The organism is Streptococcus hyointestinalis (assembly GCF_041225505.1).
GTDB lineage: Bacteria > Bacillota > Bacilli > Lactobacillales > Streptococcaceae > Streptococcus > Streptococcus hyointestinalis_B.
This window is the reverse complement of the sequence record NZ_JBCLSK010000037.1, coordinates 1-19051: the sequence shown is the minus strand read 5'-3', so window position 1 is coordinate 19051 and position 19051 is coordinate 1. Positions and strand designations below refer to the sequence as shown.

The window sequence follows — 19051 nt, the reverse complement described above, 5'->3', positions numbered from 1 at the left end:
CGACGTTGGTTACCAAAGGGAAGTAAAAATGCGACCAAAAAACAGGTCACATTCATTGAAAATTGGATCAATAACTAACCTAAGAAAGTATTAGATTACAAAACTCCCAGAGAGGTGTTATACGCTGGCTAACTTGGACTTGAATTTTGCCGAGCTGTCAAACAATCACATAAACTAAAAATATAATTCTTTTTAAGTTTCGTTTAAGGAAGTCTAGCTATACTATAATCATCCTAAAACTTTTTCTTTTTCAAAATCTCCTGAGAGGGCATCGCTTTGCGGTACCCTCTCTCCTTGCTTCATAAAAAAACGACAGGAAAAATCACACTGATATCAGTGTGATTTTCGATTTTCGCTTAATAAGTCAGAACAAAGTATTTTTTCTTACCACGGCGGATAACGGTTAGCTCACCTTCGAGTTTGTCGGCATCAGTGAGGGTGTAGCCTGTGTCTTGGATACGCTCACCATTGAGGTAGATAGCGCCGTTTAGCACATCCTCACGGGCTTGGCGCTTAGAGTTAACCACGCCAGCAGTGACCAGGAGGTCAACGATATTAAGACTATCCTCAGCTTTGACAGCGTAGTTTGGCACGCCACGGAGTCCTTGTTTGAGTTCTGCGACAGAGAGTCCTTTGATGTTGCCAGCAAAGAGTTGCTCTGTGATATTGAGAGCTTCTTGATAAGCTTTTTCACCGTGGACAAGGATCACGACTTCACGAGCCAATGTTTTTTGCGCTAGGCGTTTGTGTGGTTCTTGCTCAAACTGTACACGGATGTCTTCGATTTCCTCAAGAGAAAGGAAAGTAAAGATTTTCAAGAAGCGAACAGCGTCCTCGTCCATGACATTGAGCCAGAATTGGTACATTTCGTAAGGGCTGGTTTTGCTTGCGTCAAGCCAGACGGCGTTGCCTTCAGACTTACCAAACTTTTTACCAGTTGAGTCGGTGATGAGTGGCACTGTCATGACGTGACCAGTCTTGTCTGCCTTACGGCGAAGAAGCTCTGTACCAGCTGTCATGTTCCCCCATTGGTCACTTCCTCCGATTTGAAGAGTGACATTGTACTTGTCATTGAGCTCGTAGAAGTCGTAACCTTGCATGATTTGGTAAGCAAACTCGGTATAAGAAATCCCTGTTTCGATACGTTTTTTGACGGACTCTTTACTCATCATGTAGTTGACAGTGAAGTATTTGCCGACATCACGCAAGAAGTCGATAAAGCTCACATCGCTAAACCAGTCGTAGTTATTGACCATGACAGCTTTGTTGTCGCCATTTTCAAAATCAAGGAAGCGAGAGAGTTGCCCTTGGATTTTTGTCACCCAGCCGTCAACGGTTTCTTTGGTTTGTAGGCTACGCTCTGCGTCCCTAAAGGATGGGTCACCGATGAGTCCTGTCGCACCACCCACGAGGGCGTAAGGTTTGTGTCCAGCCAACTGCAAGCGGCGTGACGTCAAAATGGCAACCAAATGCCCAAGGTGCAAGCTATCAGCCGTTGGGTCATAACCAGTATAGTAGGAGACTTGTCCGTTTTCTAAAGCGTCCTCAAGCGCTTTTTCATCCGTTGTCTGAAAGACAAGCCCACGTTCTTTGAGTTCTTCTAAAATGGTCATAATCTTCTCCTATGTTAGTATATCAAGCCAACTATATCAAAATTCTTTGGGATATGCAAGCCCTATTAAATTTGCTATAATGGGAATTGAGGTATTTTCATGTTTAAAAAACCAAGAAATCAAAAGAAACGTCCGAAAAACACCAATCAGCCTATGCCTTTTAGTGAGATTGGGGCTGTTTTTCTAAGGACCCTAAAGTTATTGTCTGACTTTGCTTATATCATCATCCTGCTTTTGGGCATGCTAGGTGGCGGTATGGCGCTGGGGTATTTAGCCAGCCAGATTGACAGTGTCAAGGTGCCAGACAAGGCGACCTTGGTCAAGGAGGTGACTTCTGTATCGCAGGTATCACAGATGACCTACTCCAATCAAGCGCTGATTTCAGATATTGACTCGGATTTGCTGCGCACACCTGTTGAGAGCAGTGCCATTTCAGATAATATCAAAAAAGCCATCATTGCGACTGAGGATGACAACTTTGAGACTCACCACGGTGTGGTGCCAAAGGCTGTTTTTCGTGCGGCAGTTGGGTCTATCTTGGGGCTTGGTGAGTCCAGTGGTGGCTCGACCCTCACCCAGCAGTTGCTCAAACAGCAGGTCTTGGGGGATGACCCTTCCTTTAAACGCAAGTCTCGTGAGATTATCTATGCGTTAGCGCTTGAGCGCTATATGAGTAAGGATGAGATTTTAACGGCTTATCTCAATGTCTCTCCTTTTGGGCGCAATAATAAGGGGCAAAATATTGCAGGTGTCGAGGAAGCAGCGCAGGGGATTTTCGGAGTGAGTGCCAAGGATTTGACCATCCCACAGGCAGCCTATATCGCGGGGCTTCCGCAAAGTCCTATCGTCTACTCGCCTTACACTGCTAATGCCCAGCTCAAGTCAGACGAGAACCTCCAATATGGTATCAATCGCCAGCAAGATGTGCTCTACAACATGTACCGCACAGGCAGTCTGACAAAGAGTGAGTATGAAACCTATAAAGCCTATGATATCAAGCAAGACTTTATCGCTCCTGAAACTCAGCAGGCAAATACACATGATTATCTCTACTACACGGTGATGAGCGAAGCCCAGCAGGTCATGTATGACTACCTCATCAAGCGTGACGGTGTATCTGAGCAGGATTTGAAAAACGACGCCACTAAGCAAGCCTATCAAGAGCGTGCGCTTGAAGAGTTGCAACAAGGTGGCTACACCATTAAGACCACCATTAACCAAAACATCTACACTGCCATGCAAAATGCCGCTGCCCAGTATGGTAGCCTCCTTGACGATGGTACAGGTACCGTTCAGATGGGAAATGTCCTCATGGACAATAAAACAGGGGCTATCTTAGGCTTTATTGGTGGGCGTGATTACAGCACCAACCAAAACAACCATGCCTTTGACACCAAGCGCTCTACAGGCTCAAGTATCAAGCCGATTATTCCTTATGGTATCGCCATTGACCAAGGGCTTATGGGAAGTGCCAGTATCCTCTCAAACTACCCAACCACCTTCTCAAATGGTCAGAAAATCATGCACGACACCGAAGAGGGGACGGGCATGATGGATCTGCAAGAAGCGCTCAACAAATCGTGGAACATCCCAGCCTACTGGACTTATCAACTGCTTCTAAGTAAGAACGTTGATGTCAAGGGCTACATGGACAAGATGAATTACACCATTGACAACTACAATATCGAGAGTCTCCCGCTTGGTGGTGGGGTTGAGGTATCCGTTGCCGACCAGACCAACCTCTATCAGATGTTAGCCAATAACGGTGCTTATCAGGAAAAATACATGATTGACTCTATCACAGATAGCACTGGCGAGGTCATCTATAAGCACGAGTCCAAGGCGACACAGGTCTTCTCAAAAGCGACAGCAACTATCATGCAGAGTCTCTTGCGAGGTCCTATCGAGTCAGGCTTGACTACGACCTTTAAGAAAGACTTGCAATCGCTAAACGCAGGGCTCGCAAGTGCCGACTGGATCGGAAAAACGGGGACAACCAACAATTACTCAGACGGTTGGCTCATGCTAGCGACACCAAATGTGACTTTGGGTGGCTGGATTGGTCACGATGACAACAGTTCCCTTGCTAACACCACTGGCTACTCCAAGAACTCCCAGTACATGGCAAATCTGGTCAATGCCATTAACCAAGCAGATAGCACGGTCTTTGGCACCTCTAAGTTCACCCTTGATTCGAGCGTGATTAAGGCAAATGTCCTCAAATCAACAGGTTTACTACCTGCGACGGTCTCAGTTGACGGCAAGGACGTGAGTGTCACAGGCGACATGACTACCAGCTACTGGGCAAAAAATGGTCCAGGCAAAACAACTTATAAATTTGCCATCGGTGGTACAGACAGTGACTACCAAAAAGCATGGGCAAGTATTTTGAAAAAATAACTTGCAATCTTTGACGAAATAAGATATAATATTATAAATTATTTGTCGTCTGCTTTCTTGAAATATTGTCCAAGAGGGCTTACAGCAGTTAAATCAAACTTTTAAGTCGGGTTTAGCTGCTCTTTTTGTGCCTATTTTTAGTAAAAAAGACAAGTGTAACCTATATTTAAAGGTTCTAACAATTCACATATATTTTTTCTAAAATAGCTCAGACGACCGGGTGATGTGAAAGAGCATCACGCTACTTGAGTAAGCTAGCAGCTTACTTAGGAAGTTAGTTCACCCTCAAGGCTACATGCCTCTCATCTTAATAAAAGGAGTAAAATCTTGGCAGGACATGAAGTTCAATACGGTAAACACCGTACACGTCGTAGTTTTTCAAGAATCAAAGAGGTTCTTGATTTACCTAATTTGATTGAAATTCAGACAGATTCGTTTAAAGACTTTTTAGAAAATGGGCTAAAAGAAGTCTTTGAAGATGTGCTCCCAATCTCAAACTTTACAGATACGATGGAGCTTGAATTTGTAGGGTATGAGTTTAAAGAGCCAAAATATACCCTAGAAGAAGCTCGTATCCATGACGCTTCTTACTCTGCACCTATCTTTGTGACCTTCCGTTTGGTCAACAAAGAAACTGGTGAAATCAAGACACAAGAAGTGTTCTTTGGAGACTTCCCTCTCATGACAGAAATGGGAACTTTCATCATCAATGGTGGTGAACGTATCATCGTTAGTCAGCTTGTGCGCTCTCCAGGTGTCTACTTTAACGATAAAGTTGACAAAAATGGTAAGGTCGGCTACGGCTCAACTGTCATCCCTAACCGTGGGGCTTGGCTGGAGCTTGAAACTGACTCAAAAGACATCGGATATACACGTATTGACCGTACACGTAAGATTCCATTTACAACGCTTGTGCGTGCGCTTGGATTCTCTGGTGACGATGAAATCATGGATATCTTTGGCGATAGCGAGCTTGTGCGCAACACTATCGAAAAAGACATCCACAAAAACCCAGCAGACTCACGTACAGACGAAGCCCTCAAGGAAATCTACGAACGCTTGCGTCCAGGTGAGCCAAAGACAGCGGACAGCTCACGTAGTCTTTTGACAGCTCGCTTCTTCGACCCACGTCGCTATGACTTGGCTGCTGTTGGTCGCTACAAGATTAACAAAAAACTCAACCTCAAGACACGTCTTTTGAACCAAACCATCGCAGAAAACTTGGTTGACCCAGAGAATGGTGAAATCTTGGTTGAAGCTGGTACTGTCATGACACGTGATGTCATCGACTCTATCGCAGACTACATCGACGGTGACCTCAACAAGTTTGTCTACACACCAAATGACTATGCTGTTGTGACTGAGCCTGTGATTTTACAAAAATTCAAGGTCGTTGCACCGACAGATCCAGACCGTGTTGTGACTATTGTTGGTAATGCCAACCCAGACGACAAGACTCGTGCCTTGACACCAGCTGATATTCTCGCTGAGATGAGCTATTTCCTCAACCTAGCAGAAGGTATCGGTAAGGTCGACGATATTGACCACCTCGGAAACCGTCGTATCCGTGCGGTCGGCGAGCTTCTTGCCAACCAATTCCGTATCGGTCTTGCTCGTATGGAGCGTAATGTGCGTGAGCGTATGAGCGTTCAGGACAATGAAGTCCTCACACCACAACAAATCATCAACATCCGTCCTGTGACAGCTGCGGTCAAAGAGTTCTTTGGTTCTTCTCAATTGTCACAGTTCATGGACCAACACAACCCGCTCTCTGAACTTTCTCACAAACGCCGTCTATCAGCCTTAGGACCTGGTGGTTTGACACGTGACCGTGCGGGATATGAAGTGCGTGACGTGCACTACACACACTACGGTCGTATGTGTCCGATTGAAACGCCTGAAGGACCTAACATCGGTTTGATTAACAACTTGTCAAGCTATGGTCACCTCAACAAATACGGTTTCATCCAAACACCATATCGCAAGGTTGACAGAAAAACAGGTGTCGTGACCAATGAAGTCGAATGGTTGACAGCCGACGAAGAAGACGAATACACAGTTGCCCAAGCCAACTCTAAACTCAATCCAGACGGAACCTTTGCGGAAGAAATCGTCATGGGACGTCACCAAGGTAACAACCAAGAGTTCCCAGCAAGTATCGTTGACTACGTGGATGTCTCACCTAAGCAGGTAGTTGCGGTGGCGACAGCATGTATTCCTTTCCTTGAAAACGATGACTCCAACCGTGCCCTCATGGGTGCCAACATGCAACGTCAGGCTGTGCCATTGATTGATCCGCATGCGCCTTATGTCGGAACAGGTATGGAATATCAAGCAGCCCACGACTCTGGTGCGGCAGTTATTGCAAAACACGACGGACGTGTCGTCTTCTCAGACGCGGAAAAAGTTGAAGTACGTCGTGAGGACGGTAGTCTTGATGTTTACCACATCACAAAATTCCGCCGTTCAAACTCTGGTACTGCCTACAACCAACGCACTCTTGTCAAGGTCGGTGACTTGGTTGAAAAAGGTGATTTCATCGCAGACGGTCCTTCTATGGAGCGTGGTGAAATGGCGCTTGGACAAAACCCTATCGTTGCCTACATGACGTGGGAAGGGTATAACTTTGAGGATGCGGTTATCATGAGTGAGCGCTTGGTTAAAGAGGACGTTTACACCTCTGTCCACCTTGAAGAGTTTGAGTCTGAAACACGTGATACAAAGCTTGGCCCTGAAGAAATCACCCGTGAAATCCCTAACGTCGGTGAAGAAGCCCTCAAAGAGCTTGACGAAATGGGTATTATCCGTATCGGTGCTGAAGTTAAAGAAGGTGACATCCTCGTCGGTAAAGTCACTCCTAAGGGTGAAAAAGATCTCTCAGCTGAAGAGCGTCTCCTTCACGCTATCTTTGGTGACAAGTCTCGTGAAGTCCGTGACACATCTCTACGTGTACCACACGGTGGTGACGGTGTCGTTCGTGACGTGAAGATCTTTACACGTGCAAACGGTGACGAGCTGCAATCAGGTGTCAACATGCTGGTGCGTGTCTACATCGCTCAAAAACGTAAGATTAAAGTCGGAGATAAGATGGCGGGACGCCACGGAAATAAAGGGGTTGTCTCTCGTATCGTTCCTGTTGAGGACATGCCATATCTTCCAGACGGAACACCAGTTGACATCATGTTGAACCCACTTGGGGTGCCATCTCGTATGAATATCGGACAAGTTATGGAGCTTCACCTTGGTATGGCGGCTCGTAACCTTGGCATTCATATCGCAACACCAGTCTTTGACGGAGCAAGCTCAGAAGACCTCTGGGACACTGTTCGTGAAGCTGGTATGGATAGCGATGCTAAGACTGTCCTTTACGATGGACGTACAGGTGAGCCGTTTGATAACCGTGTGTCTGTTGGTGTCATGTACATGATCAAACTCCACCACATGGTTGATGATAAATTGCACGCGCGTTCAGTCGGACCTTACTCACTCGTTACCCAACAACCGCTTGGTGGTAAAGCCCAGTTTGGTGGACAACGTTTCGGTGAGATGGAGGTTTGGGCGCTTGAAGCCTACGGTGCGTCAAATGTCCTTCAAGAAATCTTGACTTACAAGTCAGATGACGTTGCTGGACGTCTAAAAGCCTATGAAGCTATCACAAAAGGAAAACCAATTCCAAAACCAGGTGTGCCTGAGTCCTTCCGAGTGCTTGTCAAAGAATTGCAATCACTTGGTCTTGACATGCGTGTTCTTGACGAGGATGACAATGAAGTTGAACTTCGTGACCTTGATGAGGGCGAAGACGATGATGTCATGCACGTTGATGAGCTTGAAAAAGCGAGAAAAGAGCAAGAAGCAAAGGCAAAAGCAGAGGCTGAAAATCAAGAAGAAGCACCTGCATCAAATGACTAATGACTAAAACTAGCTAAGTTTCTAGCTAGATTTGAGATAAATTGACAGAAAGGTAAAACTAGTGGTTGACGTAAATCGTTTTAAAAGTATGCAAATCACATTAGCCTCACCAAGTAAGGTTCGTTCATGGTCTTACGGTGAAGTTAAAAAACCTGAAACAATCAACTACCGTACGCTAAAACCAGAGCGTGAAGGACTCTTTGACGAAGTCATCTTTGGTCCTACAAAAGACTGGGAATGTGCGTGTGGTAAATACAAACGTATCCGCTACAAAGGGATTATCTGTGACCGCTGTGGTGTTGAGGTCACTCGTGCCAAGGTGCGTCGTGAACGCATGGGGCATATCGAGCTAAAAGCACCAGTATCACACATCTGGTACTTCAAAGGGATTCCAAGCCGTATGGGCTTGACCCTTGATATGAGCCCACGTGCCCTTGAAGAGGTCATCTACTTTGCCGCTTACGTGGTGATTGATCCTAAAGATACACCACTTGAGCCTAAGTCCCTCCTTACTGAGCGTGAGTACCGTGAAAAATTACAAGAGTACGGCTATGGATCTTTTGTAGCCAAGATGGGTGCCGAAGCTATCCAAGACCTCTTAAAACGTGTTGACTTGGATGCTGAAATCGCTGAGCTCAAGGAAGAACTCAAAACAGCGACCGGTCAAAAACGTGTCAAGGCTGTTCGTCGCCTAGATGTTCTTGATGCCTTCAAAAAATCTGGCAACAAGCCAGAATGGATGGTACTCAACATCTTGCCAGTTATTCCACCAGATCTTCGTCCCATGGTACAGCTTGATGGTGGACGCTTTGCAGCTTCTGACTTAAACGACCTTTACCGCCGTGTTATCAACCGTAACAACCGTTTGGCTCGTCTGTTAGAATTGCACGCACCAGGTATCATCGTTCAAAATGAAAAACGTATGCTGCAAGAAGCGGTGGATGCGTTGATTGACAATGGTCGTCGTGGTCGTCCTATCACAGGACCAGGTAGCCGTCCGCTCAAATCCCTTAGCCACATGCTCAAAGGGAAACAAGGACGCTTCCGTCAAAACCTGCTCGGTAAACGTGTTGACTTCTCAGGACGTTCCGTTATCGCCGTTGGTCCGACACTTAAGATGTACCAATGTGGTGTGCCACGTGAGATGGCGATCGAGCTCTTTAAACCATTTGTTATGCGTGAAATCGTAGCTAACGGTCTAGCTGGAAACGTCAAAGCCGCTAAACGCATGGTTGAGCGTGGGGATGAGCGTATTTGGGACATTCTAGAGGAAGTCATCAAAGAACACCCAGTGCTCCTTAACCGCGCACCGACCCTCCACCGTCTCGGTATCCAAGCCTTTGAGCCTGTGCTTATCGATGGTAAGGCGCTTCGTCTTCACCCATTGGTTTGTGAAGCCTACAATGCCGACTTTGACGGTGACCAAATGGCGATTCATGTGCCTCTCTCTGAAGAAGCACAAGCAGAAGCACGTCTTCTCATGCTCGCTGCTGAGCACATCCTCAACCCTAAAGATGGTAAACCAGTCGTTACCCCATCTCAGGATATGGTACTTGGTAACTACTACCTCACTATGGAAGACGCTGGTCGTGAGGGTGAAGGTATGGTCTTTAAAGACCGTGACGAAGCTGTTATGGCTTACCGCAATGGCTATGTGCACTTGCACACACGTGTCGGTATTGCCGTTGACTCTATGCCAAACAAACCTTGGACACCAGAGCAACAGCACAAAATCATGGTGACAACTGTCGGTAAAATCCTCTTTAACGATATTATGCCTGATGACCTACCTTACCTCATCGAGCCAACCAACAGCAACCTTACTGAAAAGACACCAGACAAGTACTTCCTAGAGCCAGGTCAAGACATTCAAACGGTGATTGACAACTTAGAGATTAACATTCCATTTAAGAAGAAAAATCTCGGAAACATCATCGCTGAAACCTTCAAACGTTTCCGTACAACAGAAACATCAGCCTTTCTTGACCGCTTGAAAGACCTAGGTTACTACCACTCAACACTTGCTGGTTTGACTGTGGGTATCGCTGACATCCCAGTCATTGACAACAAGCAAGAAATCATCGACGCAGCCCACAGCAAGGTTGAGCAAATCAACAAAGCCTTCCGTCGTGGTTTGATGACCGATGATGACCGTTATGTGGCGGTTACAACTACTTGGCGTGAAGCCAAAGAAGAGTTGGAAGCACGCCTGATTGAGACACAAGATCCTAAGAACCCAATCGTTATGATGATGGACTCAGGAGCTCGTGGTAACATCTCCAACTTCTCACAGCTTGCGGGTATGCGTGGTCTGATGGCAGCGCCAAACGGTCGTATCATGGAACTTCCTATCCTGTCTAACTTCCGTGAAGGTTTGTCTGTTTTGGAAATGTTCTTCTCAACTCACGGTGCTCGTAAGGGTATGACCGATACCGCCCTCAAGACTGCCGACTCTGGTTACTTAACACGTCGTTTGGTTGACGTGGCACAGGACGTTATCATTCGTGAGGATGACTGTGGTACTGACCGTGGTCTTACCATCACTGCCATTACAGATGGTAAGGAAGTCACTGAAACTCTTGAAGAGCGTCTCAATGGTCGCTACACCAAGAAAACTGTTAAACACCCTGAGACTGGTGAGGTTATCGTTGGTCCAGATACCTTGATTACCGAGGACTTGGCAGCGAAGATTGTGGCTGCTGGTGTTGAGGAAGTGACTATCCGCTCTGTCTTTACATGTAACACACGTCACGGTGTCTGCCGTCACTGCTACGGTATCAACCTTGCAACTGGTGACGCTGTTGAAGTTGGTGAAGCAGTTGGTACTGTCGCTGCCCAATCTATCGGTGAGCCTGGTACACAGCTTACCATGCGTACCTTCCACACGGGTGGTGTGGCGTCTAACACCGACATCACCCAAGGTCTTCCTCGTATCCAAGAAATCTTTGAAGCCCGCAATCCTAAAGGGGAAGCGGTCATCACTGAGGTCAAAGGGGAAGTCACTGCTATCGAAGAAGACGCAGCAACACGTACCAAGAAAGTCTACGTCAAAGGTCAAACGGGCGAAGGTGAGTACGTGGTACCATTTACCGCTCGTATGAAAGTGGAAGTGGGTGACATGGTACACCGTGGAGCAGCCCTTACAGAAGGGTCTATCCAACCTAAGCACCTCCTTGAAGTGCGTGATACCTTGTCTGTTGAGACTTATCTTCTTGCTGAGGTGCAAAAAGTTTACCGTAGCCAGGGGGTAGAAATCGGTGACAAGCACGTTGAGGTTATGGTTCGTCAAATGCTTCGTAAAGTCCGTATCATGGATCCAGGAGATACCGATCTTCTCCCAGGTACCTTGATGGATATCTCTGACTTTACAGACGCTAACAAAGACATCCTCATCTCTGGAGGTATCCCTGCGACAGCTCGTCCAGTCCTCATGGGTATCACCAAAGCCTCACTTGAGACCAACTCCTTCTTGTCTGCTGCATCCTTCCAAGAAACCACACGTGTGCTTACAGATGCGGCTATCCGTGGTAAGAAAGATCACCTTCTCGGTCTTAAAGAAAATGTTATCATCGGTAAAACCATCCCAGCAGGTACTGGTATGGCACGCTACCGCAATATCGAACCTTTGGCAATCAACGAAGAAGAAGCTGCTGAGGAAGCCCTCGCAGAAGAAATCGTTGCCGAAGAAGTACACTAATACGAAAAACCAAGCCATGTGGCTTGGTTTTTTTGCTAGCATAAACTAGTGTGGGTCTTTGTCGTTTTTGTGTCGTTTAAAAAGGAATAAAAGGACAGCAAGAAAGAGAACAAGGAACAATAAGAGGATGTTTTTAGCGTAAAGAACGAGGAGAGCTATGGGAAATAGGATAATCTCTAAAAGGTAGGGCGAGATGATGGTCAAAAAGAAGTCTTCGATAAAGTCTTTGAGTTTCATTGGTATCCCTTTCTATTAGCTAGTTATTACGTCTTCTTTTGATGGCGTAGGCTATCCAGCTGATAAGCTTATAGAGAAGATAGAGCTCTAAGAGGATGAAAGCCGTTGTCTGAAGTACTCGGTAGGCAGTTGGAAAGTAGCGGTTGGTGATAGCAAAGACTGCAAAGAACAGCAGGATAGCAAGAACAGCTTTTAAATCTTTCATGAGATTGCCCTCCTTTTACTTGACTGTATCACAAGTCACAGCAAAAAGCAAGAATATTTTAAAGCGTTTTCATTCTTTTTGTTCCCCCATCGCTTTCTCTACAAGCTCCAAAAAGATTTGGGCGGATTTGCTGAGTGGGGTATCTTTTTTCCAGATGAGGTAGGTGCTGGAGGTGACGGCGGGTTCAAGTGGACAAAAGACGAGGTGGTTGGACTCAGAGGGAAAAGTTAGCCCCTCAAAGGTCAGGGCATAGCCACTAGTTGCTTCAATCATGAGTGCTGCGTTTGTGATGAGGTTACAGGTAGCGATGCCCTTGGGACTGCCCTCCGTTGCCCAGTTTTTAATCTTGCCAATCTCCTCGCTCTCTCGTGAGGCGATGAGAGAGAGCTGTGCAAAGTCAGATGGTGTAATCGCTTTTTGCTGCGCTAGGGGGTATCTCGGTGCATGAGGATACCCCAAGTGTCCCTGTGTGGAAGCTGTAGATGGTGGTACTTGCTTTTGTCTGTCTTTTCGATGACAATGCCAAAGTCCGCTAAGCCATTGTCAAGGCTACGTGTGACATCGACATAGTTGCCGCTAGTGAGATGATAGCTGATACCGGGATAAGTCTCCCAAGACTTTTGAAAGATAGAAGCAAAAAACGCCATAACTGTCGACTCGGCTGCTCCGATATGGACATGCCCGTTGATGTGGTCTTGAAAAGATTTCAAGGTCGACTCGGTGTGGTCAGCCATCTCCACGATAGAGAGAGCTTGCTTTATGAGATACTCGCCCTCCTCCGTCAGCGTCAGCCGTCTTTTCCCACGGATGACAAGGGTTCTCCCGAGCTCGTCCTCTAGCTGCGTGAGCTGGCGTGAGAGGTTGGGCTGGGTGGTGTGTAGGCTCTCAGCTGCTTTTGAGATATTGCCCAGCTCACAGATTTTTAAAAAATAGCGCAAAACACGAATATCCCTATTTCTTCTCCTTTTTGCCTCTATTATAGAAAAGAACTCCTCAAAAAGCAAGTTTATCATAACCAAAAAGCATGATAAGGATAGATTTAAAGTATTTGATTTATAGCTAGATTAGCTATATAATGGCTGTGAAAGTGAGGGAGTAAGATGAAATATCAAGATAAAACAGCATTTGATACAGCCAATCACTTTGGAAAAGGTCAAACCAATGACGCTTACGCCAAGTACTTTATCGGACAATCTTATCTAAAAGGTCTAGGCGCTACCAGTGATGGCGCAATCAGCCTAGCCAATGTCACCTTTGAGCCTGGATGTCGCAACAACTGGTATATTCACAAGGCGAGCCGTGGTGGCGGACAGGTCTTAATCTGCACCGCTGGTGAGGGTTGGTACCAAGAAGAGGGCAAACCCGCAGTGCCTCTACCAGAAGGTAGTGTCATTGTCATCCCAGCAAATGTCAAGCACTGGCACGGCGCTAAACGGGACTCATGGTTTAGCCATATCGCCTTTGGTGTACCAGGCGAAGATACGGAAAATATCTGGCTAGAAGAAGTCTCTGACGAGGACTATCTAGCTTTAGAGGATTAAGCGAATAAAAGGAGATAGACATGGAATATATTACCTTATCAAACGGTCTAAAAATGCTTCTGTTAGGGTTTGGTGTCTACCAAGTCCCTGACCTAGCGGAGTGTGAGCGTGTGGTCAGCGACGCCATTCGGACAGGCTATCGCTTGATTGACACCGCACAAGCTTATGGAAATGAAGAAGCTGTCGGCAGAGCCATTCAAAAGTCAGAGCTCCCACGAGAGGACTTTTTCATCACGAGTAAAATCTGGATCAGCAACTTCGGCTATGAAAAGGCGAAAGCGTCCATTGAGAAAAGTCTTGAGAAACTACAGACAGACTATATCGACCTCATGCTCTTGCACTAGCCTTTTAACGACTACTACGGTGCTTATCGGGCTTTGGAGGAGTACTATAAGGCTGGAAGAATCAAGGCTATCGGTGTGAGCAATTTTAGCCCAGACCGTCTTGTGGACTTAGCGATTTTTAGCGACATCACGCCTATGGTCAATCAGGTGGAAACGCATGTCTTTAACCAGCAGTTAGAGGCGCAAAAGACCATGGCTGAGTATGGCGTGCAGATTGAGTCTTGGGGACCTTTTGCCGAAGGAAAGAACAATCTCTTCACCAATGAAACCTTGGTTAGAATCGGCAAGCAATACAACAAATCAGCAGCTCAAGTAGCTCTGCGTTATTTGATTCAACAAGGAACCGTAGCCATTCCTAAGACCATTCACAAGGAGCGTATGACGCAAAACTTGGACATTTTTGACTTTAGCCTTAGCGATGAGGATATGGCTGACATCCTCGAACTTGATAAGGGCGAAAGTCAGTTTTTATCCCATGTTGACCCAGAGACGGTCAAGAGGTTGTCTGCTTTTACCATTGATTAAGAGGGATTATCATGGTCAAACAAACCGCAGGACGTGATCAACTAGGTGATTTTGCACCGACCTTTGTAGCGCTCAATGACGATGTGCTCTTTGGTCAGGTCTGGTCACGAGAAAAAGAGCTGTCTCCAAAGCTACGCTCTATTGTCACGGTGACAGCACTCATGACACAGGGTAGCTTTGAGCAGTTAGGCTATCATCTGACAATTGCCAAGAAAAATGGCGTCACCCAGGACGAGATAGCTGAAATTATCACCCACGCCGCCTTTTACATCGGCTGGCCCAAGGCTTGGTCAGCTTTTAGTCAAGCCAAAGCCATCTGGACAGATGAGAAATAAACGACTTGCTTTTAGCAAGTCGTTTTTGTCTGCTTGAAAAGCTCCAAAGTGACAAAATGGGCTAAAAACGTTATACTAAAAGCATGGTAGACAAGAAGAAATTATTATTGATTGACGGGTCATCTGTGGCCTATCGTGCGTTTTTTGCGCTTTACAATCAGATCGAGCGCTTTAAAAATCCAAATGGTTTGCACACCAATGCCATCTATGGTTTCCACTTGATGTTAAACCATTTGCTGGAGCGTGTGGAGCCGACCCATGTCCTAGTGGCTTTTGATGCGGGCAAGACCACTTTTAGAACGGAGATGTACAGCGACTACAAGGCAGGTCGGGCGAAGACCCCAGATGAGTTTCGTGAGCAGCTGCCTTATATCAGTGAGCTGCTTAGCCATCTAGGCATTTGCTACTACGATTTGGCGCAGTATGAGGCAGATGACATCATCGGAACAATAGATAAGCTAGCTGAGGATGAGGAGAGCTATGATGTGACCATCGTCTCAGGGGACAAAGACCTCATCCAGCTGACGGATAAGAACACAGTCGTTGAAATTTCCCAAAAAGGTGTGGCAGAGTTTGAGGAGTACACGCCAGACTACCTCATGGAAAAGATGGGCATCACACCGAGCCAGTTTATCGACCTCAAGGCGCTGATGGGCGATAAGTCGGACAATATCCCAGGAGTGACCAAGGTCGGTGAAAAGACTGCCCTCAAACTGCTGCTAAACTACGGCAGTTTAGAAGGGGTCTATGAGCACATCGATGAGATGAAAGCGTCCAAGATGAAAGAAAACCTCATCAATGACAAAGAAAAAGCCTTCCTCTCAAAAACTCTAGCGACCATCAACACCCAAGCACCAATCACCATCGGACTTGAGGACATTGTTTATAAGGGCGCTGACGTTGAGAAGCTCTCTGCCTTTTACGACGAGATGGGCTTCAAGCAGTTCAAGGCAAATCTCACCAAAGACACCCCAAAAGAAGATTTTGAGGTGGACTATCAGGTGATTGACGATGTGGATAGCTTGTCAGCGGATATGTTTTCACAAGATACCTTTTATTACTTTGAGCTTTTGGGTGAAAACTACCACGTGGAGGACATCATCGGCTTTGCTTGGGGAGATAGCCAGAACATCTATGCGTCTGATAATCTGGACTTGCTCACTAGCCCTGTCTTTAGAGAGGCGCTAGCCCAGCCTATTAAGACCTATGACTTTAAGCGGAGCAAGGTCTTGCTCAGTCATTTGGGTGTTGACTTAGAGGAGCTGGCTTTTGACAGTCGTCTGGCTAAGTATCTGCTCTCAACCGTTGAGGACAATACAGTAGCCACTATTGCTAGACTCTACACCGACTACGCCCTAGACACGGATGAAGCGGTCTATGGCAAAGGCGCTAAGCGTGCAGTGCCTGATAAGGCAACACTTCTTAGTCATTTGGCGAAAAAAGTCAAGGTCTTGCAAGCGTCTGAGTCTGTCATGCTGGACAAACTCGACAATCATGCGCAAAAAGAGTTGCTCTTTGACATGGAGCAACCGCTCGCCAAGGTGCTTGCCAAGATGGAAATCGCAGGGATCAGAGTCCACAAGGAGACCCTGCAAGAGATGGAGCGTGACAACCAAGCGACTATCGACAGTCTGACCAAGGAAATCTATGAGTTAGCTGGTGAGGAGTTCAATATCAACTCGCCAAAACAGCTGGGTATCCTGCTCTTTGAAAAGCTAGGTCTGCCTGTTGAGATGACCAAAAAGACAAAGACTGGCTACTCGACCGCCGTTGATGTGCTAGAGCGTCTAGCGCCAATCTCACCACTTGTGACCAAGATTTTAGAGTATCGTCAGATTGCAAAATTGCAGTCAACCTACATCGTGGGGCTACAGGACTACATCCTAGAGGATGGCAAGATTCACACCCGCTATATCCAAGACCTGACGCAGACTGGTCGTCTCTCAAGTGCTGACCCTAATCTGCAAAATATCCCGATTCGCCTCGAGGCAGGGCGTCTTATCCGCAAGGCATTTGTCCCGTCTGGCGATGATGAGGTGCTGTTAAGCTCAGACTACTCGCAAATCGAGCTGCGTGTGCTAGCGCATATCTCTGGGGATGAACACTTGATTCAAGCCTTCAACGAAGGCGCTGATATTCACACCTCGACAGCCATGCGTGTCTTTGGGATTGCTAGGGCTGAGGACGTGACGGCAAATGACCGCAGAAATGCTAAGGCGGTCAACTTTGGGATCGTCTACGGCATTTCAGACTTTGGCTTAGCCAATAACCTCGGTATCCCACGCAAGGTGGCAAAAGGCTACATCGAGACTTACTTTGAGCGCTATCCAGGAATTAAGGATTATATGGAGCGTGTGGTGCGTGAGGCGAGGGACAAGGGCTATGTGGAGACGCTCTTTCACCGTCGTCGTGAGCTGCCAGACATCAACTCACGCAACTTCAACATCAGAAACTTCGCAGAGCGTACAGCTATCAACTCTCCTATCCAAGGATCAGCCGCTGATATTTTAAAGATTGCCATGATAAATCTTGATAAGGCTCTTGAGGCGGGCAATTATAAGGCTAAGATGTTATTACAAGTGCACGATGAAATTGTCCTTGAGGTGCCAAAAGATGAGCTTGCTGACATCAAGCGCCTGGTGACAGAGACTATGGAGTCTGCCATCCACTTATCAGTGCCGTTAATCGCTGATGAGAGTGACGGCAAGACCTGGTACGAGGCAAAGTAAAGGAGTTTTTATGACCTATCATTTTCAAAATCCAGACCAAGAAACCATCAAAAACTACATCACAAGTAGCAAGACCATAGCCGTTGTAGGGTTGTCAAACCGCACAGAAACTGCCGCTTACAAGGTAGCAAAGGTCATGCAAGACGCTGGCTACACCATCCTCCCAGTCAATCCAAGACTTGCTGGTGAGCAGATACTGGGTGAGACGGTTTATGCTCGCTTGCAGGACATCACAGAGCCGATTGACATCGTGGATGTCTTTAGACGCAGCGAGTTTTTGCCAGATGTGGCACGTGACTTTGTAGCGATCAATGCTCGTATCTTTTGGGCGCAGCTGGGACTTGAAAGTGAAGAGGCAGAAACTATCCTCCGACAGCATGGTGTCGATGACATCGTCATGAATAAATGCCTCAAAATCGAATACCAAGCCCTCAACTAAAAAGAAGCACAGCGTGCTTCTTTTTATATTCTCTCAAGAAAAGCTTGTCACGCCTTGAAAGCGCTTAACTTGTCTCTTTTCAGAAAATAGATTATAATAAAGATACTATGGAAGAGGTGAAGGAAAATGGTTGATTTAAAAGAGGAAATAGGAAAACGAGTGCGCTAAGCAAGGCTCAGTAAGGGCTTGATGCAGGCAGATATCTGTGGGGATGAGTCTGAGTTGACACTCAGACAATTGACAAGAATCGAAAATGGGCATACCCTGCTCACTATCCCAAAGGCGCTCTTTTTGGCGTCTAAGCTGGGTGTGGGGGTGCAGGAGCTGGTCGATGTGGAGGCGATAAGTCTACCCAAGCGCTATCTAGAGCTGAAAAATCGGCTAACAAAAACGCATACTTATGGTGACCCTAGGCGTATCAAGGAGTTAGAAGGCTTTCTTGATGAGATTTATGAGCACTATTATGACGAACTACCTGAGGAGGAGCAGCTTCTTGTTGAGGTTGTGCAAGCGCAACTAGATGTTTTTACCATCCGAGACTACCAGTATGGGCTCACGCTTTTAGAGGAGTATTTCCAGCAAATCCTAAAGAAACGCCACTACAGCTACAATGACCTCTTGATTATCAATCTCTACTTTTTTTGCTGTGCTTTAGGACTAGAGGACAAGAGCCACATGGATCAGTTGGCGAGTCGTGTCATAGAGGACATCGACTACAGTGACCTCGATAGAGTCTATGCGACAAAGAGGATTTTAGTAACGCTTTTGATAAATGCTGAGCCAGAGGACTATCTGACCTATACAGCCGTTTTGAGAGACATTATAGAGAGAACAAATAACTTTCAGCATAAGCCAGTCGTCTGTGCTTTTGAAGCTAAGTATTACCTGCTTGTCAAAAAAGACAAGGCAAAAGCCAAAGCCCTCTATGACAAAGCCTTGGCAGAGGAGTTCATTCGTGAGTCTGAAAAAGATTTAAAAAACTAAGCAACCCGACACCTATGTGAACAGCTCCCTGTCAAGTAGACAGTGAAATAATAAAATGATTAAGCAACCTGATTCCTGAATTCAAAAGGAGTC

General features: G+C 46.4%; 11 protein-coding genes and 2 pseudogenes. 9 read left to right on the top strand and 4 right to left on the bottom strand.

All coding sequences use genetic code 11. The annotated features are described in order from the left end of the window. Nucleotides 1-356: 356 nt before the first annotated feature. Nucleotides 357-1613 carry a tyrosine--tRNA ligase gene (gene tyrS / locus AALA56_RS08315; protein ID WP_369909578.1) on the bottom strand — a complete coding sequence of 419 codons (1257 nt, stop codon included), beginning with the start codon at nt 1611-1613 and terminating at the stop codon, nt 357-359. A 153-nt stretch (nt 1614-1766) separates the two neighbouring features. Between tyrS and pbp1b the strand changes: the two genes are divergently transcribed. From pbp1b to rpoC, 3 genes are all read left to right on the top strand, one after another. Then, nucleotides 1767-4013, top strand: coding sequence for a penicillin-binding protein PBP1B (pbp1b, locus tag AALA56_RS08310; RefSeq protein WP_369909581.1), 2247 nt, complete (start codon nt 1767-1769; stop codon nt 4011-4013). 327 nt (nt 4014-4340) lie between these two features. Continuing rightward, entirely contained in the window at nt 4341-7922 is a 3582-nt protein-coding gene (gene rpoB, locus AALA56_RS08305) for a DNA-directed RNA polymerase subunit beta (protein ID WP_369909577.1), read from the top strand. A gap of 61 nt (nt 7923-7983) precedes the next feature. Then, the gene (rpoC, locus tag AALA56_RS08300; RefSeq protein ID WP_164682114.1) at nt 7984-11619 is read left to right on the top strand and encodes a DNA-directed RNA polymerase subunit beta'; all 3636 of its coding nucleotides are present in this window, start codon (nt 7984-7986) and stop codon (nt 11617-11619) included. A 45-nt stretch (nt 11620-11664) separates the two neighbouring features. On the opposite strand, the gene AALA56_RS08295 is transcribed toward rpoC, so the two are convergent. The 3 genes and pseudogenes from AALA56_RS08295 to AALA56_RS08285 form a co-directional block, all read right to left on the bottom strand. After that, nucleotides 11665-11856: a hypothetical protein gene (locus AALA56_RS08295; protein WP_369909575.1), complete on the bottom strand. Its 192-nt coding sequence runs from the start codon at nt 11854-11856 to the stop codon at nt 11665-11667. 19 nt (nt 11857-11875) lie between these two features. Then, nucleotides 11876-12061 (bottom strand): hypothetical protein, encoded by a 186-nt coding sequence (locus tag AALA56_RS08290; protein WP_369909574.1) that lies wholly within the window; start codon nt 12059-12061, stop codon nt 11876-11878. Between the two features lie 69 nt (nt 12062-12130). Then, nucleotides 12131-13074: pseudogene (locus tag AALA56_RS08285) on the bottom strand (LysR family transcriptional regulator). Between the two features lie 87 nt (nt 13075-13161). On the opposite strand from AALA56_RS08285, the gene AALA56_RS08280 reads away from it, so the two are divergent. From AALA56_RS08280 to AALA56_RS08255, 6 genes and pseudogenes are all read left to right on the top strand, one after another. After that, nucleotides 13162-13602 carry a cupin domain-containing protein gene (locus tag AALA56_RS08280; protein WP_369909573.1) on the top strand — a complete coding sequence of 147 codons (441 nt, stop codon included), beginning with the start codon at nt 13162-13164 and terminating at the stop codon, nt 13600-13602. Nucleotides 13603-13622: 20 nt separating this feature from the next. Then, nucleotides 13623-14471, top strand: a pseudogene (locus AALA56_RS08275) (aldo/keto reductase). A gap of 8 nt (nt 14472-14479) precedes the next feature. Then, a complete protein-coding gene (locus AALA56_RS08270) occupies nt 14480-14806 on the top strand; it encodes a carboxymuconolactone decarboxylase family protein (RefSeq protein WP_369909580.1) in 327 nt (108 codons plus the stop codon). Between the two features lie 83 nt (nt 14807-14889). Then, complete coding sequence (polA, locus tag AALA56_RS08265; RefSeq protein WP_369909572.1) at nt 14890-17535, top strand: DNA polymerase I; 2646 nt, start codon at nt 14890-14892, stop codon at nt 17533-17535. Nucleotides 17536-17545: 10 nt separating this feature from the next. After that, nucleotides 17546-17974: a CoA-binding protein gene (locus AALA56_RS08260; RefSeq protein ID WP_369909571.1), complete on the top strand. Its 429-nt coding sequence runs from the start codon at nt 17546-17548 to the stop codon at nt 17972-17974. Nucleotides 17975-18163: 189 nt separating this feature from the next. Next, the gene (locus AALA56_RS08255; RefSeq protein ID WP_369909579.1) at nt 18164-18958 is read left to right on the top strand and encodes an XRE family transcriptional regulator; all 795 of its coding nucleotides are present in this window, start codon (nt 18164-18166) and stop codon (nt 18956-18958) included. The last annotated feature ends 93 nt before the right edge of the window (nt 18959-19051 follow it).